The sequence below is a fragment of the Halopseudomonas formosensis genome (genome assembly GCF_900115905.1).
Lineage (GTDB): Bacteria > Pseudomonadota > Gammaproteobacteria > Pseudomonadales > Pseudomonadaceae > Halopseudomonas > Halopseudomonas formosensis.
Genome location: NZ_FOYD01000001.1, coordinates 39,485 through 61,178, shown reverse-complemented (window position 1 = coordinate 61,178; position 21,694 = coordinate 39,485). Strand labels below are relative to the sequence as shown.

General features: G+C 65.1%; 21 protein-coding genes. 8 read left to right on the top strand and 13 right to left on the bottom strand.

Features of this window, described 5'->3' with window-relative positions; genetic code table 11:
• Positions 1-3 precede the first annotated feature (3 nt).
• On the bottom strand, positions 4-249 hold the full coding sequence (locus tag BM046_RS00310; protein WP_090535864.1) for a Rho-binding antiterminator: 246 nt from the start codon (positions 247-249) through the stop codon (positions 4-6).
• Between the two features lie 104 nt (positions 250-353).
• On the opposite strand from BM046_RS00310, the gene BM046_RS00305 reads away from it, so the two are divergent.
• Genes BM046_RS00305 through BM046_RS00295 form a run of 3 tightly spaced genes read left to right on the top strand, consistent with a single transcriptional unit; the run spans position 354 to position 3,642 of the window.
• Entirely contained in the window at positions 354-1,313 is a 960-nt protein-coding gene (locus tag BM046_RS00305; RefSeq protein WP_090535862.1) for a hypothetical protein, read from the top strand.
• Entirely contained in the window at positions 1,310-1,819 is a 510-nt protein-coding gene (locus BM046_RS00300; protein WP_090535860.1) for an NUDIX hydrolase, read from the top strand. Before BM046_RS00305 ends, BM046_RS00300 begins: the two co-directional genes overlap by 4 nt.
• The gene (locus tag BM046_RS00295) at positions 1,816-3,642 is read left to right on the top strand and encodes an SLC13 family permease (protein ID WP_090535859.1); all 1,827 of its coding nucleotides are present in this window, start codon (positions 1,816-1,818) and stop codon (positions 3,640-3,642) included. The genes BM046_RS00300 and BM046_RS00295 overlap by 4 nt, the downstream gene beginning before the upstream one ends.
• A 106-nt stretch (positions 3,643-3,748) precedes the next feature.
• On the opposite strand, the gene BM046_RS00290 is transcribed toward BM046_RS00295, so the two are convergent.
• Positions 3,749-4,609: a ChaN family lipoprotein gene (locus tag BM046_RS00290; RefSeq protein WP_090535857.1), complete on the bottom strand. Its 861-nt coding sequence runs from the start codon at positions 4,607-4,609 to the stop codon at positions 3,749-3,751.
• Positions 4,610-4,738: 129 nt separating this feature from the next.
• Between BM046_RS00290 and yejK the strand changes: the two genes are divergently transcribed.
• The 3 genes from yejK to BM046_RS00275 all read left to right on the top strand — a co-directional run bounded on the left by yejK (position 4,739) and on the right by BM046_RS00275 (position 6,695).
• Entirely contained in the window at positions 4,739-5,746 is a 1,008-nt protein-coding gene (gene yejK / locus BM046_RS00285) for a nucleoid-associated protein YejK (protein ID WP_090535855.1), read from the top strand.
• Between the two features lie 105 nt (positions 5,747-5,851).
• On the top strand, positions 5,852-6,178 hold the full coding sequence (locus tag BM046_RS00280) for an SDR family NAD(P)-dependent oxidoreductase (protein WP_090535853.1): 327 nt from the start codon (positions 5,852-5,854) through the stop codon (positions 6,176-6,178).
• On the top strand, positions 6,159-6,695 hold the full coding sequence (locus BM046_RS00275) for a glycoside hydrolase family 15 protein (RefSeq protein ID WP_143084118.1): 537 nt from the start codon (positions 6,159-6,161) through the stop codon (positions 6,693-6,695). The genes BM046_RS00280 and BM046_RS00275 overlap by 20 nt, the downstream gene beginning before the upstream one ends.
• On the opposite strand, the gene BM046_RS00270 is transcribed toward BM046_RS00275, so the two are convergent.
• The 3 genes from BM046_RS00270 to BM046_RS00260 form a co-directional block, all read right to left on the bottom strand.
• On the bottom strand, positions 6,696-8,045 hold the full coding sequence (locus tag BM046_RS00270; protein ID WP_090535849.1) for an erythromycin esterase family protein: 1,350 nt from the start codon (positions 8,043-8,045) through the stop codon (positions 6,696-6,698). It lies immediately after the preceding gene.
• A 57-nt stretch (positions 8,046-8,102) separates the two neighbouring features.
• Complete coding sequence (locus BM046_RS00265) at positions 8,103-9,056, bottom strand: glutathione S-transferase family protein (RefSeq protein WP_090536832.1); 954 nt, start codon at positions 9,054-9,056, stop codon at positions 8,103-8,105.
• A gap of 81 nt (positions 9,057-9,137) precedes the next feature.
• Positions 9,138-9,449, bottom strand: a complete 312-nt coding sequence (locus tag BM046_RS00260; protein ID WP_090536830.1) for a GIY-YIG nuclease family protein — start codon at positions 9,447-9,449, stop codon at positions 9,138-9,140.
• 28 nt (positions 9,450-9,477) lie between these two features.
• Between BM046_RS00260 and BM046_RS00255 the strand changes: the two genes are divergently transcribed.
• On the top strand, positions 9,478-9,960 hold the full coding sequence (locus tag BM046_RS00255) for an asparaginase domain-containing protein (RefSeq protein WP_090535847.1): 483 nt from the start codon (positions 9,478-9,480) through the stop codon (positions 9,958-9,960).
• 340 nt (positions 9,961-10,300) lie between these two features.
• Here the strand turns inward: BM046_RS00255 and tldD are convergent, their stop codons facing one another.
• From tldD to mreB, 8 genes are all read right to left on the bottom strand, one after another.
• A complete protein-coding gene (tldD, locus tag BM046_RS00250) occupies positions 10,301-11,746 on the bottom strand; it encodes a metalloprotease TldD (RefSeq protein ID WP_090535845.1) in 1,446 nt (481 codons plus the stop codon).
• Between the two features lie 4 nt (positions 11,747-11,750).
• Positions 11,751-12,596 (bottom strand): carbon-nitrogen hydrolase family protein, encoded by an 846-nt coding sequence (locus tag BM046_RS00245; RefSeq protein ID WP_090535843.1) that lies wholly within the window; start codon positions 12,594-12,596, stop codon positions 11,751-11,753.
• A gap of 1 nt (position 12,597) precedes the next feature.
• Entirely contained in the window at positions 12,598-16,473 is a 3,876-nt protein-coding gene (locus BM046_RS00240) for a YhdP family protein (protein ID WP_090535842.1), read from the bottom strand.
• A 33-nt stretch (positions 16,474-16,506) separates the two neighbouring features.
• Positions 16,507-17,964 carry a ribonuclease G gene (rng, locus tag BM046_RS00235; protein WP_090535840.1) on the bottom strand — a complete coding sequence of 486 codons (1,458 nt, stop codon included), beginning with the start codon at positions 17,962-17,964 and terminating at the stop codon, positions 16,507-16,509.
• Between the two features lie 56 nt (positions 17,965-18,020).
• Entirely contained in the window at positions 18,021-18,611 is a 591-nt protein-coding gene (locus tag BM046_RS00230; protein WP_090535838.1) for a Maf family protein, read from the bottom strand.
• Complete coding sequence (gene mreD / locus BM046_RS00225) at positions 18,601-19,074, bottom strand: rod shape-determining protein MreD (RefSeq protein WP_090535836.1); 474 nt, start codon at positions 19,072-19,074, stop codon at positions 18,601-18,603. The genes BM046_RS00230 and mreD overlap by 11 nt, the downstream gene beginning before the upstream one ends.
• Positions 19,064-20,005 (bottom strand): rod shape-determining protein MreC, encoded by a 942-nt coding sequence (gene mreC / locus BM046_RS00220; protein WP_090535834.1) that lies wholly within the window; start codon positions 20,003-20,005, stop codon positions 19,064-19,066. Before mreC ends, mreD begins: the two co-directional genes overlap by 11 nt.
• 95 nt (positions 20,006-20,100) lie before the next feature.
• Entirely contained in the window at positions 20,101-21,138 is a 1,038-nt protein-coding gene (gene mreB, locus BM046_RS00215; protein ID WP_090535832.1) for a rod shape-determining protein MreB, read from the bottom strand.
• 257 nt (positions 21,139-21,395) lie between these two features.
• Here mreB and gatC point away from each other — a divergent pair, with 257 nt between their 5' ends.
• Positions 21,396-21,683 (top strand): Asp-tRNA(Asn)/Glu-tRNA(Gln) amidotransferase subunit GatC, encoded by a 288-nt coding sequence (gatC, locus tag BM046_RS00210; RefSeq protein WP_090535830.1) that lies wholly within the window; start codon positions 21,396-21,398, stop codon positions 21,681-21,683.
• Positions 21,684-21,694 lie beyond the last annotated feature (11 nt).

Sequence of the window (21,694 nt, the reverse complement as noted above, 5' to 3'; positions counted from 1 at the left end):
CCACTACCCAAAGCCCACATGGGCAAAGTGTCTGTTCTCTTCCAGCGCTGTCATACCCAGCGCCCCCTCCATTACCACCCATTGCGGCCCCGCGCCAAGATCCATCAGCAGGCATTCCTCACGCTGCTCGTTGTATCCCGTATCCAGCGGTATACCTTCGACCCGCCGGCCGTCCGGCCAGTTCAGGGCAATGGGGATGCGATACAGGCAGGCGATTTCCAGATAGTCGGACTGGTCGCAGGTAATCATGGGGACCTCCCGCTGATGAAAGATGACCACGCCGGGCGCGCAGTCTTCCTATAGAGTAGCGATATTCCGGGAGTGGTGAGTTTCATTGAAGGAGATGGGTAGGGATGCTGTTCAAGGAAAAACTCCTGCTGTCCAATTGCGACTCGGTGCGGGCGCTGGATGGCAATGAGCTGCGCAAGCGTTTTCTCACCGGGCTGGCCTTTGCCGACGGTGTGGTGCTGTCACCCAATGCGCTGATCGACAACGCCGGCATTGCCGCGGTGATCAGCCAGTCCAACGTGACCAAGTACCTGAACGAGGAAGGCCAGGGCAAGCTGGTGATCCGCGGCTTCGGCATGGATGGCTATACCGATGTGCGGGACTACTACCACGCGCTGCCGGACAGTTTCATCCTCTCCAGCCTGCCGGGTGCACCCTGCAAGGGTCAGCTGGATCGTTATTCGCAGCGCCAGGTGCTGGACCGGCTGGCCGAACTGCAGGCGGCGCTGAGCGCCGTCCGGCCCACCCTGCAGGGTCTGTCGCTGGAACAGGACAGCCTGCGCAGGGAGGTGCTGGCCCGGCTCACGGCGGCCGGATCGGCACAACAGTACTTCGAGAACGACGGCGACCATCAGCTGTTTCTGCTGGGCACCAGTCAACTCGTTTCCCGCTCCCAGTGGTACACCTATGCGCAGAACTTCTTCGGCGCACGGGGGCTCGGCACCTTCCCGCAGATGCGTGCGGAAATCATTGATCCTGCCTACAATTCGCTGTTCGCGGTGACCAACGAGGGCTTTCTGCAGGATGACATCCGCTACCTGACCGGCATTCCGGAGGTGATACTGGACGCCGGCGTCGCCATCAAGTCGCTGCGCCGCGAAATCGAGCTGATCCAGTACCCGCTCAAGGTGTTCGAAATCATCTCCAGCCTGGGTGCCGGGGAGCTGGTGCGTTACCTGACCGATGAAGCCATAGGCTATATCGAGGACAAGATGGTCGACAGCGGCAAGAGCTGGATGACCCGCAAGAACTGGTTCGGCATGTACCCTCGCATGCGCCGCTTCATGGGCCTGGAGATCAAATGAAGACCCTTTATGAAAACCCCTGGTTTCGTGTGGTGCAGGACGGTCGCTACCACTGGATAGTCGAGGACAATGCGGTCAACGGTGCCGCTGTGCTGGCACAGATCGGTGACGACTTTCTGCTGCTGCGGGTCAAGCGCCGACCGCATTCCGGCGTGCAGCTGGAGATACCCAGGGGCTACGGCAATCCCGGGGAAAGCAGTCGCGCCTGCGCCCGGCGGGAACTGGAGGAGGAAACCGGCTACCGGATCAGCGAGGAGCAGCTCAGCCTGCTCGGCCGGCTCAAGCCCAACTCGGCGATCCTGGCCTCGGCGGTGGACATCTATCTGGCGCGCATCGACCCCGACACCCAGCCCGGCCCCCGGGATAACGAGGCCCAGGAAGTGGAGCGCATCAGCCTGCCGCGCCTGCGCCAGCTGCTGGCCGACGGCGCCATCGAGGACAGCTTCACCCTGGCCGCCCTGGCCTTTCTGTTCAACCGTGGGGAGCAGACGACAAGCGCACCATGAACACCCAGCTCGCCATCACCCTTGCCCTGCTGTTGACCAGCATGGTGCTCTTTATCCGCAACAAGCCGCGCATGGATGTGGTGGCGCTGCTGGTGATCGTTGCGCTGCCGTTGAGTGGCGTGCTGACGGTTCAGGAGGCGGTGGCGGGGTTCAGTGATCCCAGTGTGCTGCTGATTGCTGCGCTGTTTGTGATCGGCGATGGGCTGGTGCGCACCGGCATTGCCTACAAACTGGGCGACTGGATGGCGCACAAGGCCGGCAGCAGCGAGACCCGGCTGATCGTGCTGCTGATGCTGACGGTGGCCGCGCTGGGTTCGGTGATGAGCTCCACCGGGGTGGTGGCGATCTTCATCCCCGTGGTGATGAGCGTGGCGATGCGGATGAATATTCCCGCTTCCCGGCTGATGATGCCGCTGAGCTTTGCCGGGCTGATCAGTGGCATGCTGACGCTGGTGGCGACACCGCCCAACCTGGTGGTGCACAGCGAGCTGGTGCGCAACGGTCTGGAGGGCTTCTCCTTCTTCAGTTTCACACCGATAGGCCTGGTGATACTGCTGCTGGGTATCGGCTACATGCTGGTAGCACGCCGCTGGCTGGGCCGCGGTGCAAGCGACCGCAAGGAGCCAGAGCGACAGAGCATGCAGGATCTGGCCGCGCTGTATCGGCTGCCCGAGCGGGAACGGCGCCTGCGGCTGAACGACAACTCGCCGCTGATCGGCCGGCCGTTGAATGAACTGGAGCTGCGCAGTGAATACGGCATCAACGTGATTGCCGTGGAGCGCCAGCGCCGCTTCCGCAACCTGCTGCAGGTGGCTACCGGCAATACCGTGCCCCAGCCGGACGATATCCTGCTGGTGGATCTGGCCAGCCCGGCCATTGCCCTGCTCGGCGCCTATCAGGAAATCGGTGTTACCCAGGTGCCACTGGAGGACTCCTACTACAGCGTGCATTCCCATCAGCTGGGGCTGGCCGAGGTGGCGTTGCCGCCGGAGTCGCGATTGGCCGGCAAGAGCATTCAGGAAGTAGCCTTCCGCAGCCGTCACCGACTCAACGTGGTGGGGCTGCGGCGCAACGGTCAGGCCCTGCCCGGCGTGCTGGTCGACGAGAAGCTGCGGGCCGGGGATACCCTGCTGGTGGCCGGCAGCTGGAAGGACATCGACCGCCTGCACCTGCTGACCCGGGATTTTGTGCTGCTGAGTCTGCCCAGCGAGATCAGGGAAGTGGTCCCGGCCGCCCGCAAGGCGCCCTATGCCCTGTTGAGCCTGGCGGTGATGATCGGCCTGATGGTCAGTGGCGTGGTGTCCAACCTGATGGCGGCGCTGATTGGCTGCCTGCTGATGGGCTCCTTCAAGTGCATCACCATGGACTCCGCCTACAGGTCTATCCACTGGCCGAGTCTGATCCTGATCGTGGGCATGCTGCCCTTTGCCCTGGCGCTACAGAAGACCGGCGGCATAGACCTGGCCGTGGGCGGCCTGCTGGAGCTGTTTGGCGATGCCGGGCCAAGGGTGCTGCTGGCGACCCTGTTCATCGCCACGGCGGTGACCGGTCTGTTCATCTCCAATACCGCTACGGCGGTACTCATGGCGCCGGTGGCGCTGGCCACCGCCCAGGCCATGGGCGTGTCGCCCTATCCCTTCGTCATGGCAGTGGCCCTGGCTGCCTCGGCGGCCTTCATGACCCCGGTGTCGTCCCCGGTCAATACCCTGGTGCTGGATCCGGGCGGCTATCGGTTTGCCGATTTTCTCAAGGTGGGCGTGCCCTTCACCCTGCTGGTGCTGCTGGTCACAGTAGTGCTGGTACCTTTGGTGTTTCCCTTCTAGCCCGCTTTCGCACCGGGGCGGTGCTCCTACAGGGAAGGGGTGCACTGCGCTGGCTGATGCTTCATTCCTGTAGGAGCAGCGCCCCCGCTGCGAAGCGGGCCACGGCTTACTCCGACTGCCACTGCGCACAGTGGTCCTGCTCCGGTGCGGCGGGGGTGAGCCAGAGGTAGTCGGCCTGCTCGGGGCCGGGCATGGGTTTGCCGGCCTCGTGCAGCATGATCACCACCGGGGCCTCGCCTTCGACGTGCACGGGCACACCCAAATCCCGGCGCACATGGAAGTTGCCCGCCAGCAGCAGACTGGGGGCCGGGGCGGCGGCCAGCGCTTCGGCCATGCGCATATCCCGCTGCTGCTGGATGCCGAGCATGCCGCCGAGCTGGGGCTCGTCGATCCGGCCACAGTGGGACCGGGCTATGGTCTCCCTCAGCTCCGCTACCGCCACCTCGCTGTAGCGCGGCGACAGCGGCGGCGGATGGCGGTACAGCTCGCTGATCTCGCTGCGGTCCAGGTTGGCGGCATACAGCGGCACCTGCTTGTCCAAGGCCCAGCGCACCACGGGGCCATACAGCTCCCAGGGCCAGCCGGGGTTCCATTGCAGCTGCTCCTTCAATGCCGCAGAGGAGGAGCCGGTGGCGTAGGCCTGATCCACCAGCGGTTGCTGGGCCGGAGTGAGCATTTCCAGCAGCAGACCGGCCTGGGGCCGTTCGCTGTGCAACCGCTGCAACAGCCACAACTGCAGGCGATGGTGATCGTCGTTGTCATGCTGCTCGCCGAGCAGTACCCGGTCGGCATTGCGGATGCGCTCGACCAGCTCGTCTGGCTCCAGCCATTCGCCGCTGCGGGTATCCAGCGCCTGGCCCAGGTGCATTTGCGCCGGCGGTACGCTGTTGACCCACTCGGGCAGCGGCGTCGCGGCCGCCAATCCGGTCCACAGCGCCATCAGGCCTGTCAGTAGCATGCGTTTCATATCGCCCCCGGTTGTCCTGTGACGGGCTCAGTATCCCCGGTTTGCGACGCGGCGTGAACTGGAGTAACGTTCTGCCATCTCTCGGCCCGGCCGACTTTCCCCTTTTCGTTTTACCGTTGCGGATTACCGATGCCCATCGACAACAGCATTGTTCATCAGATTCACAAGAAGCCGGACGGCCAGCCCGCCAGCCTGACCCTGCGCGAGCAGGAGCTGGCCAACAGCGAGGCGCTGGAACAGCTGCTTGCCGGCCTGATCGAAACCTACAACAGCAAGCCGAACAAGGCCTGGGGCTACTTCCACGAGGAAAGCGGCGCCTACCCCTTCAGCGGCTGGCTGCAGCAGCTGATCGACGAGGAACTGGACTTCGTCGGCTTCTCCAAGCAGGCCACCGAACACCTGAAGACCCTGATGGAGGGCTCCAACCTGGCCCTCGGCGGGCATGTGCTGTTCATCCGCTACCGCCAGGGCATGACCGCCTTCCTGATCATCGCTCTGCTGCATCACACCGAGGGCGTGACCGTGACCGAGGAGCTGGAAGTGGCCGCCGCGCGGCATCTGGATCTGTCGGCACTGAACATGGCGGCGCGCATCAACCTGACCGAGTGGAAACAGAACGCCACCTCCAAACAGTACATCTCCTTCATCCGCGGCCGCAGCGGCAAGCGTGTGTCCGATTACTTCCGCGACTTCATAGGCTGCCAGGAAGGGGCCGACCCGGAGGCGGAGACCACGACCCTGCTGCAGGCCTTCCAGGACTACGTGGGCGAAGCGGACCTGCCGGCGGAAGAGCTCAAGGGCAAGGCCAAGGCCATGACCAGCTACGTCAACAGCCAGTCCCGCCAGGGCGAGCAGGTGGCGCTGGAAGAGCTGTCCGGGGTGCTGGATGAGGAGAATCCCCGGGCGTTCTACGACTACATCCGCCACAAGGACTACGGCCTGGCGCCGGAGATTCCGGCGGACAAGCGCACCCTCAACAACTTCTTCAAGTTCTATGGCAAGGCCGACGGGCTGTCGATCAGCTTCGAGGCTCACCTGCTCGGCGAGCGGGTGGAGTACGACGAGGGCGAGGATGCCCTGGTCATCCGCCATCCCCCCAAGGGGCTGGTCCAGCAGCTGCGCAATCGCAAGCGCTAGGTCCCGACCGACACATTTTGTTGGACTCCACGGCTGCGTTTTGCTGAACGCGGCCGCCGCTGGCGTGGTCATCTGATTATTCCGACCAGCCTGTGGAGATCCTCCATGTCCGAGCTTGCCAACAAGATAGTCGTCGTCACCGGCGCCTCGGCCGGGGTGGGCCGCGCCACCGCCGTCGAGTTCGCCCGCCAGGGTGCCACTGTCGCCCTGCTTGCCCGGGGCAAAGCCGGCCTTGAAGGGGCGCGGGCCGAGGTGGAGGCCGCCGGGGGCAAGGCCTGGGTGCAGACCTTGGACGTGGCCGACGCCGACGCGGTGGACGCCGCCGCCGAGCGCATTGAAGCCGAACTGGGTCCCATCGATATCTGGGTCAACAACGCCATGGTGACCGTGCTGTCACCCATCAGCCAGATGACTGCCGGAGCGCTGGCGTGAGATCCGGGGCCAGATCCATGCGCAGATCTGCGAACGGGGACTGGATCCGGCCAGAGGCGCCTTCAAGCGCAGTTACGAGGATGCCGAGCCGGACGCCAGCGTGCTGATGATTCCCCTGCTGGGCTTTCTGCCGACGGAGGACCCCAGAGTCAGGGCGACCCTGCGCTGGATCGAGCAGGACCTGCTGCGCGACGGACTGGTCTACCGCTTCCCGCCGCACCTGGGTGCCGCCGGCTGGGAGGGCGCCTTCCTCGCCTGCTCGTTCTGGATGGTGGATAACCTGATCATGTCCGGCCAGCAGCAGAAGGCCGAAACCCTGTTCCACCGCCTGCTGGCCCTGCGTAACGATGTCGGCCTTCTGGCCGAGGAATACCATCCGGACCATGGCCTGCTGGGCAACTTCCCCCAGGCCCTGTCACACCTGGCCCTGGTCAAGACCGCCTACCTGCTGCAGGCCTGCGAACAGGCCCATCATGGCGGTCAACCCGAGCGGCATTCCTACCGCCCGGTGGACTGATCACAGTCCGCTGGGCCAGGTGGCGCCCAGCTCGCCGCTGGCCGGGGTGCGCTCGATCAGCGGCTCGATGCCATGGGTACGCTGGAAGTGCAGCAGGAAATCGAATTGCTGCGGCAGGCGGCTGGAAAGGTAATGGCTCTCGCGCTCGCTCTCCGGGCGATACACCACGCCGACGGAGCGCTGGACGCGGGGCTCGCCAAGTTGCTCCGCCAGCGTCCCGTTGCGCAGATCCAGCAGGAAGGCCTCCTGCGGCACCTGCTGGAACAGGGCTTCATGGCTGCCCGGCAGTGGCGGATTGAGCGCCATGGTCTCGGCCGGGCCATCCCAGTGCGCCGCCGCCGTGACCTCACCGGTGGTGGTACTGAAGCCGACCAGCAGTGCCTTGTCCCCGTAGACCTGCCGGGCCATCTGGCCGAGACTGGCCTCGCGGCGCTCGACCATGCCGGTCGCCTCCGCGTTGCCGACATGGGAATTGTGCGCCCATACCACCAGAGCCGCGGGCTCGCCGAGCTGATGGGACAGATGATCACGCAGGGCCTGCAGAGTCTCGAACATGTGGTTCTCCCGCAGGTTCCAGGAGCCGGGGCGACCGCGAACCATGGCCCGGTAGTATTCTCCGGCGTTGCGTACCAGACGGGCGTTCTGCTCCACATGAAAGCGGTGTTCGTCGGCCAGCAGACCGAGCCCTTCCAGCCGCTGCAGGGCGCGGGTCTGCATGTCCTGCAGCTGTTCGGCCAGGGCCTGTTCGCAGGACCGGCTGAACCCCGCGTCCGCCTTCTGCCCATACAGCTGCGGATCCTGCAGGAAGTGATCCATGCACGAGTAGCGCTCCCGCGCGCGCACCGCTGCCGGCGGGTCGACCCGCTCCAGATAGGTGATCACTGCGCGGATGGAGCTGCGCAGGCTGTACAGATCCAGCCCGTAGAAGCCGACCGGTCGCAGACCCGCATCAGCCCGAGCCGGGGTGCGGTTGAACCGCGCCAGCCAGCGGACGAACTCCAGCACCTCGCGGTTGGCCCACAGCCAGGCGGGAAAGCGTTCGAAGGCGGCCAGCACCTGCTGTTCCGGCTGGTCGGGTTGCAGATTCCAGACATGACGATTGATCGCAAAGGCGTCCGGCCAATCGGCCTCCACCGCCACACCGGCAAATCCCAGTTCACTGATCAGGCGGCGGGTCAGACGCTCCCGCGCCCGGTAGAACTCGCTGGTGCCGTGGGTGGATTCGCCAATCAGCACCAGTGACTTGCCCCGGGCCGCTTCGATGATGACATCGAAGTCCCGGTCGGTGCCGTTCAGAGGGAGAGCCTGCTCGGTAATGGTCGCTACCAGTGCACTGTCGTCGCTGTTCATGGATTCCCCGTGGTATTCACTCTGTTGTAAAGAGTGACCCACGGAGAAAGCGGCTGTTCAATCCTTTTCGGCGGCGCCGACGACGTCCACGCGGTAGCCAACCCGCGGAAAATGCACATGAACCAGCCCGGCGCGCTCGTCCTCCCGGGCGATGACGATTTCATCCAGCTCCTCGTGGACCAGGCGTCCGGCCACCGGGTCGCTGCCGTAGTCCACCGCGCGCACTGTGACCTCCTGCCCCAGATTCAGGCCCCGGGTGCTGACAAAGCCGTCCTCGGGCAGCGGCTCGGGTTCGCTGTCCCGGGCAATGCGGATAGCCTCCTCCGCCTCCATGCGCACCGATGCGCCGGAACCGAAGTCATGGATACGTGCCATCCAGGCCCGCACGGCGGGGTAATCTTCCAGCATCACCGAGACCGCCGAGTTGGCCGCCATGAACCACAGCGGGTGGTACCAGGCCAGGTCGGCAATGCTCGGCTCCTCGCCCAGCAGGTACTCGCCGTTGCGCTCCAGCTGGGTTTCCAGACGGCTCATCAGTACCGGCCACTGGGCCAGCGCCACGTCGGTCTCCAGACGGCTGGCGGTGCCACTGGAGAACATGGCCTGACGGTCCTTGAGAAAGCCCTTGATCACCTCCGGCGGCATGCCGGCAAAGCGCGCCTCCAGGGCGTGGGGCTGGAAATTGATGGCAATGGAATGCTGGAACAGGGTCTGATCACCGAACTGGGCCAGGGCGGCGGCTACGGCCTCCTGCCCTTCGGGAAACAGCGCGGGGATGGCCTTTTCCCGCTCCAGACGTTGCGCGATCAGCGCCGTGTCACAGTAGATATCCGCACCTATCTGCAACACCGGGGTACGCCGATAGCCCCCGGTCAGCGCGGTCAGATCGGGCTTGGGCATCACCGGCGGAATCATCACCGAATGCCAGGACAATCCCTTGAGCCCGAGCATCAGCCGGGCCTTCTCGGCGAAGGGTGATTGCGGATAATGATGCAGAATCAGCTGGTTCATGGTCACCTCGGTTCTATGCTCTGAGGACACATCTTAGTCGCTGACCGTGGCTTCTGCCGTGGGGCCGGTACCGCCGCCAGCTCAGTCTTGCAGACTCCGCGCCCCACTGATCAGGGCTTCCTTGGCCGGTTTCGCCAGTTTCTTCACCGCGATCTCGCGGCGCAGGGCATCGGAGCGATCGACACAGCGATGCTGCCAGACCAGAGCCTGGGCCGGACTGCGATTGAAGAACCGGGCTCCGCCCTTGCCGCTGGCATGCTGGCGGAAGCGCCGCTCGGGATCGGTGCTGACCCCGGTGTACAGGTGCCCGTTCTGCGCCCGGACCATGTATACCCACCAGGTCTGTACCGCCGGTGCATTCCCGGGGCTGTGTTCATCGCTTTCTGGCGGCATACTGGTGACAGTCATTCAGGAGGCAGTCATGTTCATACAGATCTTCAGTACCGGCGGCACCATCGACAAGGTGTACTTCGACGCGCTGAGCGAATTCCAGATCGGCGAGCCCATCATCGGCGAGCTGCTGAAGGACGCGCGGGTCGGGTTCGATTATGCCATCGAATCCCTGACAAGGAAGGACAGTCTGGAGCTGGACGACAATGACCGCGAGCTGATCCGCTCCAGAGTCGCGGCCTGCCCCGCCGACCACATCCTGATCACCCATGGTACCGACACCATGACAGTGACCGCAGCAGCGCTGGCGGATATCGAGAACAAGGTGATAGTGTTGACCGGCGCCATGCAGCCGGCCCGCTTCCGCGACTCGGACGCCCCCTTCAACGTAGGCCTGGCCATAGGCGCGCTGAACAGCTGCCAGCCCGGCGTCTATATCGCCATGAGCGGTCGGGTGTTTGCCGCCGATGGCGTCAGAAAGAACCGCCTGGCAGGGAAGTTTGAAGGGGTTTGAAGGTATTGGTGCGGGAGTATCTGGTGGTCTGTGCGGGCCTCTGCGCCGATACGCCCCCGCTACGACACGCCGTGAACCCATCCCTGGGGGCTCGTTGATGTCATCCATGACATCAAACGGTCGTATCGGGGGCATACCGGCGCAACGGCGGAAACTTCCGGGTTGCTGATGGTTTTCTGAAAGCAGCTCGGAATAATCAGCGGGCTGGGGTGCAGGGTTGTGCCGACCGTCGGTTTTCAGGGATGAAAACCGCGAGCCTACAGGGAAGTATTCACGGCGTGTCGGCACGGCCCTGCACCCCAGCGCAGCCCTGCATGAATAGCAGCTCGTACACGAGTCATCAGGCCCCGGTCCCACCCACGGTAATCTGATCGATCTTCAGGGTGGGCTGGCCCACACCTACGGGCACCGACTGCCCATCCTTGCCACAGGTACCGACACCGCTGTCCAGCTGCAGGTCGTGGCCGACCATGGATACACGGTTCATCACCTCGGGGCCGTTGCCGATCAGGGTCGCGCCCTTGACCGGGGCGGTGATGCGTCCATCCTCGATCAGGTAGGCCTCGCTGGTGGAAAACACGAACTTGCCGCTGGTGATGTCCACCTGGCCGCCGCCGAGGTTGGCGCAGTAGATACCCTTCTTCACCGAGCGGACGATCTCCTCCGGATCGCTCTGCCCGGCCAGCATGTAGGTGTTGGTCATGCGCGGCATCGGCAGGTGCGCGTAGGACTCGCGGCGACCGTTACCGGTGGGCGCCACGCCCATCAGGCGGGCGTTGAGCTTGTCCTGGATATAGCCCTTGAGGATGCCGTTCTCGATCAGCACAGTGCAGTTGGTGCTGCTGCCCTCGTCGTCCACGCTGAGCGAGCCCCGACGCCCCTGCAGGGTGCCGTCGTCGACTATGGTGCACAGCTCGGAGGCGACCTTCTGCCCGACCCGTCCGCTGTAGGCGGAGCTGCCCTTGCGGTTGAAGTCGCCCTCCAGACCGTGGCCGACCGCCTCGTGCAGCAGTACCCCGGACCAGCCCGGGCCCATGACCACCGGCATGCTGCCGGCGGGAGCAGCGATCGCATCCAGGTTCACCACCGCCTGGCGCACCGCCTCCCGCGCGTAGGCCATGGCCCGCTCTTCAGCCTCGAAGAAGCGGTAGTCGGTGCGTCCGCCACCGCCGAAGCTGCCGCGCTCGCGGCGGCCGTTGTGTTCGATGATGACGCTGATGTTGAGTCGTACCAGCGGGCGCACATCGCCGGCCCAGGTGCCATCACTGGCGGCCACCAGCACGGTGTCATGTACCCCGCCGAGGCTGATGGAGACCTGGGTCACGCGCGGGTCGAGGCTGCGGGTGTAGGCATCCAGCCGCTGCAGGAAGGCCACCTTGTCGGTCTGGGCCATGCTGTCCAGCGGGTTGTCTGCGGGATACAGGGGCACGGCGCTGTTGCGCTGCCAGGCCTGCACGCTGCCCTGCTGACCGCTGCGGGCGATGGAGCGTGCCGCGCCGGCGGCCTGGGTCAGGGCCTGCAGGTGCAGGTCGTTGCTGTAGGCGAAACCGGTCTTCTCTCCAGCCTGGGCCCGTACACCGACGCCCTGGTCAACATTGAAGCTGCCGTCCTTGACGATGCCATCCTCCAGCACCCAGGACTCGCTCACCTGGTGCTGGAAATACAGATCGGCCGCATCCACGCCCGGTGCGGAGACCAGCTGGCCGAGGACGCTGGCAATGCCGTCCGGGGTCAGTTCGGCGGGCTGCAGCAGACGGCTTTCCGCCTGGGCTAACAGGTTACTCATAGGTTCATTGCTCCTTGGCCGGGAGAATCTGCTCGACCGGCATGAAACGGCGATGCTCCTGAACCGGCATGCGCGCGCGTGTGTTCTTCAGCAACTGCGAATCCATTTCCCCGCAGACCACGCCCTCACCCTGGGGCAGGCAGGCCTTGATCTCGCCCCAGGGATCTATCAGACAGCTGTGGCCCCAGGTTTCCCGCCCGTTGGCGTGGGTCCCACCCTGGTTGGCGGCGAGAATGTAACACTGGCTTTCGATGGCCCGGGCCCGCAACAGCACCTCCCAGTGGGCGGCGCCGGTGACGGCGGTGAATGCCGAGGGTACCACTATAAGCTCGGCACCCTGGTTGCGCAGCGCCAGGTAGAGCTCGGCAAAGCGCACATCGTAACAGATGGTCAGGCCCAGCCGCCCGACCGGTGTATCCACGCAGACCACCCGGTCGCCGTAGCCGTAGTCGCGGGACTCGCGGTAGCTGCGCTGGTTGTCCGCCACCTCCACATCGAACAGGTGCAGCTTGTCGTAGCGCGCCACTTCGCGGCCCTGGTCATCCACCACCAGGCAGCAGGCCATGGCCTTGCCGCCAGCCGTTGCCGGGAGAGGGATACTGCCACCCACCAGCCAGAGGCCGTGCTGCCGGGCCTGGGCGGCGAGGAAGGGGCGGATCGGGCCGCTGCCCGCCCATTCCGCTGCGGCTATTTCCTGCAGGCTGCGATTGCCGAAGGCGGCGAAGCACTCCGGCAGCAGCACCAGCTCGGCGCCCTGGTGCGCGGCCTCGGCAATCAGAACGGCGGCGGCATCCAGGTTGGCCTGGACATCGGCACCACTGATCATCTGTATGGCGGCAACGCGTGACATTTCAATCCTCCAGGGCCGCCTTGTCGTCGAAGGCCCGGTCAAATTCCACGGTGGGCTGCATCCAGCTGCCGCTGATGCGGTAGCGCACGGAAGCGAAGCGGGCGACCTTGTCGCCCAGGATGCGATCGACCAGAAACAGTACCCCGCCGATCTGCGGTGCCCCGGCAATGATCGCCGCCAGTGGCAGGTTGTTGGTGACCGGCAGGGTGACCAGCAGCCCCATGTCCACCCGGTCGGAGGCCAGATCCAGGGTGCCGTCCAGCTGCAGCTTGGCGCTCGGCCCGTCCATGGCCAGCGGCGACATGGTCTGCAGCAGGCCATCGGTCAGGGCCGCCTCTCCGCTGAAGGTATCATAGGCCACACCCTTGCCGAACAGGTCGGAGAAGTCCAGACGCAGGCGCCGGGTCAGGGCATTGAAGTTGAGCAGACCGAATACCCGCAGGGCGTCGGCGGAGCTTTCACCGCTCTGCAGGGCGCCATCCTCGGCCTTGACCGCCAGCGAGCCGGAGCTGCGCGACAGGGCGAACCAGGCGGGCGAGCCGGGCCAGTCCAGGCCCACCTGGGCATTGAAGCGGGAACTGCTGAGCGTCGGTGCGTAATTCCAGGCACTGAGCACGCGTGCGATATCCCCGGCGGAGAGGGTGCCGTCGAAGCGACTGCGCGACTCGTCCCAGCGCATGTTGCCCTGCAGACGGAGACCGCCGCGCAGGTCCATGTCGATGTCGCTGATGCGCAGGGCGCCGGCTTCGGGCGTCATGTTGAAGGCCACCGCCCCCACCGGGTCCGGGCCCCAGACCAGTTGATCGATGCTGACCTGCATGGCCGGCACCTGACCCGGTCGCACCCCACGCAGGGGGTCTTCGGGCACCAGTGGCTTGATCAGGCCCTGGGTATCGGCGATCTGCTGTTCCCGGCGCGGCAGGGTCAGGCGCTGCAGGTCGAGGATGATAGGTTCACCCTCGGCCGAGGGCAGGCGCACCAGGCCGCTGAGCTGCGGGTGATCGGTGCTCATAACCCAGTCGCCTGACTGGGGCATCGCCAGCACTTCGATATCCTGCAGATCCAGCCCGAAGCCGCTCAGGTGGTCGGTCTGGACATGCACGCTGTTGATCAGTCCGGTGCGCGGCGCCGACTTGCCTTCGGCCGCGCCCCCCGTTGCAGCGGTACCGCCGAGGCCGGAGTGCTCCCACCATTCCCGCCACTGCTCCAGCTCGATGCGATCGAAGCGGGCGTGAACCATGATGCCCTCGACCGCCGGCCGCTCGGGAAGGCCACGACGGTAGCGGATATCCCCGGCGAGCATGTCCTCGCGGCTGTTCAACACCCCGCGCAGCGTATCGCCGAGCTGGAACTGCCAGTTCAGCGTCGGGCCGATGTCCAGCTGCAGGCGGCTTGGCATCAGACTCTCTGCGGGCTTTTCCAGTTCTCCCGGCAACTTCAGGGCCAGCCCCTGCAGGTCGCTCTCCACTGTCAGACGCGGGGTGCGTCCACCGATGCTCAGTTCCGCATTCCAGGCCGCGCGTCCGGTGGCCAGCCCCTTGGGCACAGGCGCCAGCAGTGCCCAGCCGTACAGATTGTCCATGCTGTGGATACCGTTCATGCGCAGTCGGTGTCGACCATCCAGGGCCTCCAGGCTGCCCTTGACCGTCTGGCCGAGAAACTGCGCGGAGATGGCCTCGCTGCTCAGACCCTGACCATGCTGGTAGCGGAATCGGCCGCTGGCATTGCGCAGCGGGGCCTTCAGCTGGGGAATGTTCAGCTCCTCGGCCTCGGTCTGCAGGTCCAGCTGCACATCCAGTCTGCGCGGCTGGCCTTCGGGCAGGCCGATGGGAATACCCAGCTCCAGGCCACCCTGCAGGCGCCCGCGCCCGCTCCAGTCGGCCAGCGGGTCGCCGGTGTACTCGGCCAGGGGCGTCTGCTGCATGATATGCAACCCGTCTTCCAGCGGCCCATCGAGCTGCCCGGCGATGGACAGGCGATAGCCTGCATCCTTGTCCTCCCCGGCGCGATCCAGCTCGACCCGAACATCGTCCAGCCGGGTCTGGCGCAATTGTCCCGTGGCACCCGAGATCTGCATGTCGTGGTTACGCTGCCACAGGCGGGCATCGACCTGTTCCAGTGCCGGCCAGCCGGGCTGGAAATTGAACCGGCCCTGCTCCAGCTGTGCATAGAGCTCGATGGTGCGCTCCTGCTCGGTCGCCTCGCGGCGCAGGGAGCCGTCCCAGGCAAAGATCGCCAGCGGCACCTGGCCGGAGAAGTCCGCCGCCTCCAGCCACTGCTCCAGTTCGTCGCCCAGTGCGGCGGTACGACTGGGCAGGTAGCGGCGGTAGATATCCGCCAGCCCGTCGCGCAGGGCTACCCGCAGGGTCATGCTCGGGGTCCGGCCTTGCAGCGGCAGGTGCAAGTGCATCAGGGCATTGACCCGGCCATCCTCGCCCCGGGCCTCGGCGCCGGGAATGTCGATCCGCACCCCCTGCTCGTCATCCCAGCGCCAGCGCACCGCACCCTGCAGGCTCTGGTAATGCCAGGGCTCGGGGAACAGATTGGGCAGGTGCATGCTCCAGTCGGCGCTGTTGACCCAGAGCTCGCCCATGGCCGGAGAGCCGGCCACCACACCACTGATGCCGCTCATGGCCGGGGTCACGGTGCGCGCTGCGACCCGGCCTTCGTGCAACGCCGCCTGCAGCGTCCAGTCGCGGAAACGGTCCAGTCCCGCGCCGCTGACCAGCACATTGCGCAGCTCGCCGCCGGGCTCCAGACTGCGGATGATCTCTGCGGTACGCTCGTGGGTGATGACGGAGGGCAACCACTGCCCCAGCAGATCCAGCTGGAGGCGATCGATCCGTGCCTGCCAAGTGTGCCAGCGCGGGTGTCGGGTCAGTTGCAGGCGGGTTTCCGGCCAGCGCTGTTCGCCCAGACGCAGACCGAGGTTCTGGATATCCAGTCGCTGTTCATCGTCGCCGAGGGTCATCTCGAACTGCAGCTGCACATCCTCGAGCGGCGGCACCTCACCGGGCAGGTCCAGGGCCACCACAGGCGCCTGCAGCTGCCCGCTGAAGCTGCCCAGACGGCGCTGGTGGAAGCGGCCCCAGAACTGGCCACCGGCCTCCACCCGGGCGACATGCAGCTGCCTGAGCTGTTCTTCCGGAATCCAGCGCTGCCAGTCGCTGGGCGGCAGGTCGACGAAGAAGCGCAGGTCCGCCCGGCGCCAGTCGCGCCCCGGCAGTTTGCCTTCCAGCTGCAGGCTGACAACCTGCTGGTCCGGCAGGCTCAGGCGGGCATCCAGCCGGTGCCGGCTGCCGCGGTTGATCAGGGTCAGGTCGCCGTTGGTGAACTCCCAGTCGGGCTGCTCCCAGGGGCTGATGCGGATGCTGCTGTCGAGCAGGGTGATGCGGCGCTGATCGAACAGGCGCTCCAGTGCCTTGTCCAGCCCGTCGCCGCCGGACTGGGTCTGGCCCAGACCACTGAGCTGCCAGCGGCCCTCGGCATCCTCGATGAATTCCAGCTCCAGCCCCTCCAGCTGGAGAGCGTCCATGACCGGCTTGCGCTGCCAGAGACTGGCGAACACGTCGATTCGCGCGGTCACGTGCTGCAGGTCGAGCAGCACAGGGCTGTCCCGGTCGGCTTTCTCGTAGACCCGCAGTCCGCGCAGCTGGAGTACCGGCTGCGAACCCTGCATCTCGGCGCTGAGGCTGTCCAGATCGATGGCCCGACCGGTTTCCTGCTCGATCCGCTGCACCAGCTCGTCCTGGTAATCGCCCAGCGCCGGGACGAACTGACGCCCCAGGCTGACATAGGCGGCAGCCAGCAGCAGCCAGCTGACCAGCAACAGGATCAGGCCATCAAGAAAACGCCGAAGCCAGCGCGACCAGCTCATGGACAGAAAGTATTCCCCATTGCAGGAGCAGTGCTACATCAGCACCACGTCATATTGTTCCTGGGTGTACATGGTTTCCACCTGGAAGCGGATCGGCCGCTCGATGAACATCTCCAGGTCCGCCACGTTGCCCGATTCCTCATCGAGCAGCCGGTCTATCACTGCCTGAGAGGCCAGCACCATGTAGCCTCCGGCCTGATAGGCGCGTGCTTCGCGCAGGATTTCCCGGAAGATTTCATAGCACACGCTCTCGGCCGTCTTCTGGATACCACGCCCGGCACAGCTTGGACAGGGTTCGCACAGCACCTGTTCCAGACTTTCGCGGGTACGCTTGCGGGTCATCTGCACCAACCCCAGTTCGGTGATGCCGATTATGTTGGTCTTGGCGTGATCACGCTCGAGCTGACGTTCCAGGGTACGCAGGACCTGGCGGCGGTGCTCCTCGTCCTCCATGTCGATGAAGTCGATGATGATGATGCCGCCCAGATTGCGCAGCCGCAGCTGGCGGGCAATGGAGGTGGCCGCCTCCAGGTTGGTCTTGAAGATGGTCTCTTCCAGGTTGCGATGGCCGACGAAGGCACCGGTGTTGACGTCGATGGTGGTCATCGCCTCGGTCTGGTCGATGACCAGATAGCCCCCCGACTTGAGCATCACCTTGCGCTCCAGGGCCTTGTGGATCTCGTCCTCGACGCCGTAGAGGTCGAACACCGGGCGTTCACCCGGATAGTGCTCCAGCACACCTTCCACCCCCGGCATCAGTTCCTGGACAAACTGCTCGACCTTCTGGAAGGTCTCCCGGGAATCGATGCGGATCTTCTCGATGCGCGGATTGACCAGATCGCGCAGGGTGCGCAGCGCCAGCGGCAGATCTTCATAGAGAACGGAGGGCGCCGGCGCGCTGTTGATCTGCTGGGAGATCTGCTGCCAGAGGCGGCGCAGGTAGCGGATATCGACCAGGATGTCCTCCTCCCGGGCGCCCTCCGCTGCGGTGCGCAGAATGAAGCCGCCCTGCTCCTCGATGCCTTCCTGTTCGATGCAGCGCGCCACTATGTCACGCAGGCGATCGCGCTCGGCCTCGTCCTCGATCTTCAGGGATATACCCACATGGGGCGTGCGTGGCATGTACACCAGATAGCGTGACGGCACCGACAGATGAGTAGTCAGGCGGGCGCCCTTGGTGCCTATGGGGTCCTTGGTGACCTGCACCACCAGCGCCTTGCCCTCGTGCACCAGGGCGCTGATCGGTTCGACGGCCGCGCCTTCGCGCTGGGAGATTTCCGAGGCATGGATGAAGGCGGCCCGCTCCAGGCCGATGTCGACGAAGGCCGCCTGCATGCCCGGCAGCACCCGTACCACCTTGCCCTTGTAGATATTGCCGACAATGCCGCGGCGCAGGGTGCGTTCGATGTGCACTTCCTGCAGCACACCGTTTTCCACCAGTGCTACCCGGGCTTCCATTGGCGTAATGTTGATCAGTATTTCTTCGCTCATGGAGCCCTCTCGCACCTGTTGTCAGCCCATCAGGATACCTGCAGCTTCCTGCCCTGTCAGCGCGACTGCCAGCAGGGAACGCCAAAACCGGCCAGCAGACGGGCAGTTTCCATCAATGGCAGGCCCACCACCGCACTGTAACTGCCGGCCAGGTGCTCGACAAACACCGCGCCCAGCCCCTGGATCCCATAGCCTCCGGCCTTGTCCGCGGGCTCGCCGGTGTCCCAGTAGGCCTTGATCTCGGCTTCCTGCAGCGGGCGAAAGCGCACCCGGGTGCTGACCAGCTCCAGTCGGATATCCTCCCCCTGCGCTACCGCCACGGCGGTCATGACCTGGTGCTCCCGGCCGGACAGTGCCCGCAGCATGGCCAGCCCCTGCTGCCGATCTCCGGGCTTGCCGAGAATCCGATCGCCCAATACCACCGCGGTATCCGCGGCCAGCACCACGGCGCCCGCCGGCGCAGCCGCCACGCCGGCCACCACCTTGTCCCGGGTCACCCGCTGCACGTAATCGGCCGGGGCTTCCCCGGGCAACGCCTGCTCATCGACGGCACAACGAACCAGGGTCACCGGCACGCCGATCTGCTCCAGCAGTTCACGCCGCCGGGGCGAAGCCGAGGCCAGATGGACCAGGCGCTCAGAGCACATGGAAACGCCGCCTCAGCAAGCGCAGCACGGTGAATACCCAGGGCCAGAGCACGGTACTGACCAGCGCCGGCAGCAGATACAGCAGGGTCGGCGGTCGGTTGCCGACCAGGCTGCTCAGCCACAGGGAGACCATCTGGGCTATGCCCAGCACCGGCAGCATGACCAGACTCTGCTGCCACAGGGGAAAACGGCGGATGCGCTGATACAGCAGCAGCACCAGCCAGGCGACCATGACCAGCACCAGGGCGTTCTGCCCGAACAGCTCGCCGAACAGCACGTCAGTGGCCAGTCCGGCGACCCAGGCGGTCAGCAGCCCCACCCGGTGTGGCAGGGCCATTACCCAGTAGGCCACGACCATGGCCAGCCACATGGGACGGCCGGCGTCGAAGGGCGCCGGCATGGGCATCACACTGAGAATCAGTGCCGCAACAAAGGACAAGCCGATGACCAGACTACTGCGCATCCGTTGGTTCCTCCGTCCGGGTGTCAGCCGGCTGCTGCGCCTCGGCGGCAGGCTGCTCCGGCGCCTCCTCCGTCGGCTCGTCGTCCCCCTCCAGACTCAGGGAGGGGAAGACATCGCCATAGGCACTTTCGGGACTGAACACCAGCAGCAGGTAGCGACTGCGATTGAGCTGGGCAGTGGGTTCGACGCGAACCTCGGCGAAGGGCTGCGAGGAGTCGCGGTTGACATAGGTGACGCGCCCGACCGGATAACCGGCGGGGAAGCGCTGGCCGAGCCCGGAGCTGACGATGATGTCGTCGACACGGATATCGGCGGTATCGCTGACATGCCGCAGTTCCAGCCAGTCGCTGTTGCCGGTGCCGCTGGCAATGGCGCGCAGGCCGTTGCGGTTGACCTGCACCGGCAGGCTGTGGGAGACGTCGGTGATCAGCAGCACCCGGGAGGTGAAGGGCATCACCTCGACCACCTGGCCCATCAGGCCGGTGGCATCCAGCACCGGCTGGCCGAGGAAGACTCCGTCGCGCTCGCCCTTGTCGATGAGAATGCGCTGGGAAAAGGCGTTGGGGTCGATGCCGATCAGTTCGGCGACCAGCACCTTCTCGTCCAACAGTTCGGAGGAATTGAGCAACTCGCGCAGGCGCACGTTCTGTTCGGTCAGCGCGGCGAGCTTCTGCAGCTTGCGCTTGGCCAGCAGGGCCTCGGCGCGCAGGCGTTCGTTCTCGGCGATCAGATCGGCACGGCTGGTCAGCTGCAAATAGAGCGTATCCCAGGCCCGCACCGGCAGGTCGGCCACGTAGTACAGGGGGGTCAGCAGCATGCCCAGATGCGAGCGCAGCGGCTTGAGTGCCTCGAAGCGGGCGTCCACCACCATCAGCGCGATCGAAAGCACCGTCAATGCAATGAAGCGAACCCCGAGGGACGGGCCTTTGATGAAAAGCGGTTTGATGACGGGCTCCTTGCGACTGCAGGGTGGGCTTCAGCGGTCAGTCCCGGCACCTGCGGTGCCGGGATGCGCCTGCCGGCCTATCATTCGGTGGACAGCAGATCCATGGCATGCTGGTCCATCATCTCCAGGGCACGACCGCCGCCACGGGCCACGCAGGTCAGCGGCTCCTCGGCAACGATGACCGGCAGACCGGTTTCCTGAGCCAGCAGCTTGTCCAGATCACGCAGCAGTGCGCCACCGCCAGTGAGGATCAGGCCGCGCTCGGCGATGTCCGATGCCAGTTCCGGCGGGGACTGTTCGAGTGCACTCTTGACCGCTTGGACTATGGTCTGCAGAGATTCCTGCAGGGCCTCGAGCACCTCGTTGGAGTTCAGGGTGAAAGCCCGCGGCACACCCTCGGCCAGGTTGCGGCCGCGCACGTCCACTTCCAGTACTTCACCACCGGGGAAGGCCACGCCGATTTCCTGCTTGATGCGCTCGGCGGTGGACTCACCGATCAGACTGCCGTAGTTGCGGCGCACGTAGGTGATGATGGCTTCGTCAAAGCGGTCGCCGCCGACCCGCACCGACTCGGCGTAGACCACGCCGTTGAGGGAGATCAGGGCAATCTCGGTGGTACCGCCACCGATGTCCACAACCATGGAACCGTGGGCTTCCTCGACCGGCAGGCCGGCACCGATGGCAGCGGCCATGGGCTCCTCGATCAGGTAGACTTCGCGGGCACCGGCGCCCAGGGCCGACTCGCGAATGGCCCGCCGCTCCACCTGGGTGGATTTGCACGGCACGCAGATCAGCACCCGCGGGCTGGGCTGGATGAAACTGTTCTCGTGGACCTTGTTGATGAAGTACTGCAGCATCTTCTCGCAGACGCTGAAGTCGGCGATGACACCGTCCTTCATCGGCCGGATGGCCTGGATGTTGCCCGGAGTACGCCCCAGCATACGCTTGGCGTCGGTACCCACTGCGACAACACTTTTCTGGTTACCATGGGTGCGGATGGCGACAACCGAGGGCTCATCCAGCACTATGCCACGATCGCGGACGTAGATCAGTGTGTTGGCGGTTCCCAGGTCGATGGACAGATCGCTGGAAAACATGCCGCGAATTTTCTTGAACATGCTGTTTATATACCCCGAGGGCATCTAGGTTTGAATGAGGGGAGCACGAAACAGGTATTTACCTGGCAAATGGCCACCAACCTGCGATAAACAGCGGCAACATGACTCGAACACAGGCATTTGAATCGACACATCCCGAAGTGTCGCAACTCTAACAATGGCGGGGTTTTTGGGCAAGGCGCGGATGTGGTAAATTCCTCTCCTTTTCCCGGACATTGCTTACGCAACCCGCCCTATTCGATTTCGAGGAGAACTATATGGCCCTGGATCGCTCCGACGTGGAACACCTGGCCCATCTGGCGCGCATTGGTCTCAAGGAGGCCGAGATTCCCGCCTATGCGGACAAGCTGTCCAGCATCATGGGGCTGATCGATCGGATGCAGGCGGTGGATACCAGCGGCGTGCAGCCGCTGGCCCATCCCCTGGAAACCACTCAGCGCCTGCGCGCCGACGTGGTCACCGAAGATAACCAGCGCGACGCCCTTCAAGCCATAGCACCGGCCACCGAACAGGGGCTGTATCTGGTGCCGCGGGTCATCGAATAACCGAGACGAGA

What these genes read in the sequence shown, in the direction of transcription:
- BM046_RS00310 (WP_090535864.1), bottom strand. Translation starts at nt 249, where the DNA reads ATGATTACCTGCGACCAGTCCGACTATCTGGAAATCGCCTGCCTGTAT.
- BM046_RS00305 (WP_090535862.1), top strand. Translation starts at nt 354, where the DNA reads ATGCTGTTCAAGGAAAAACTCCTGCTGTCCAATTGCGACTCGGTGCGG.
- BM046_RS00300 (WP_090535860.1), top strand. Translation starts at nt 1,310, where the DNA reads ATGAAGACCCTTTATGAAAACCCCTGGTTTCGTGTGGTGCAGGACGGT.
- BM046_RS00295 (WP_090535859.1), top strand. Translation starts at nt 1,816, where the DNA reads ATGAACACCCAGCTCGCCATCACCCTTGCCCTGCTGTTGACCAGCATG.
- BM046_RS00290 (WP_090535857.1), bottom strand. Translation starts at nt 4,609, where the DNA reads ATGAAACGCATGCTACTGACAGGCCTGATGGCGCTGTGGACCGGATTG.
- yejK (WP_090535855.1), top strand. Translation starts at nt 4,739, where the DNA reads ATGCCCATCGACAACAGCATTGTTCATCAGATTCACAAGAAGCCGGAC.
- BM046_RS00280 (WP_090535853.1), top strand. Translation starts at nt 5,852, where the DNA reads ATGTCCGAGCTTGCCAACAAGATAGTCGTCGTCACCGGCGCCTCGGCC.
- BM046_RS00270 (WP_090535849.1), bottom strand. Translation starts at nt 8,045, where the DNA reads ATGAACAGCGACGACAGTGCACTGGTAGCGACCATTACCGAGCAGGCT.
- BM046_RS00265 (WP_090536832.1), bottom strand. Translation starts at nt 9,056, where the DNA reads ATGAACCAGCTGATTCTGCATCATTATCCGCAATCACCCTTCGCCGAG.
- BM046_RS00260 (WP_090536830.1), bottom strand. Translation starts at nt 9,449, where the DNA reads ATGCCGCCAGAAAGCGATGAACACAGCCCCGGGAATGCACCGGCGGTA.
- BM046_RS00255 (WP_090535847.1), top strand. Translation starts at nt 9,478, where the DNA reads ATGTTCATACAGATCTTCAGTACCGGCGGCACCATCGACAAGGTGTAC.
- tldD (WP_090535845.1), bottom strand. Translation starts at nt 11,746, where the DNA reads ATGAGTAACCTGTTAGCCCAGGCGGAAAGCCGTCTGCTGCAGCCCGCC.
- BM046_RS00245 (WP_090535843.1), bottom strand. Translation starts at nt 12,596, where the DNA reads ATGTCACGCGTTGCCGCCATACAGATGATCAGTGGTGCCGATGTCCAG.
- BM046_RS00240 (WP_090535842.1), bottom strand. Translation starts at nt 16,473, where the DNA reads ATGAGCTGGTCGCGCTGGCTTCGGCGTTTTCTTGATGGCCTGATCCTG.
- rng (WP_090535840.1), bottom strand. Translation starts at nt 17,964, where the DNA reads ATGAGCGAAGAAATACTGATCAACATTACGCCAATGGAAGCCCGGGTA.
- BM046_RS00230 (WP_090535838.1), bottom strand. Translation starts at nt 18,611, where the DNA reads ATGTGCTCTGAGCGCCTGGTCCATCTGGCCTCGGCTTCGCCCCGGCGG.
- mreD (WP_090535836.1), bottom strand. Translation starts at nt 19,074, where the DNA reads ATGCGCAGTAGTCTGGTCATCGGCTTGTCCTTTGTTGCGGCACTGATT.
- mreB (WP_090535832.1), bottom strand. Translation starts at nt 21,138, where the DNA reads ATGTTCAAGAAAATTCGCGGCATGTTTTCCAGCGATCTGTCCATCGAC.
- gatC (WP_090535830.1), top strand. Translation starts at nt 21,396, where the DNA reads ATGGCCCTGGATCGCTCCGACGTGGAACACCTGGCCCATCTGGCGCGC.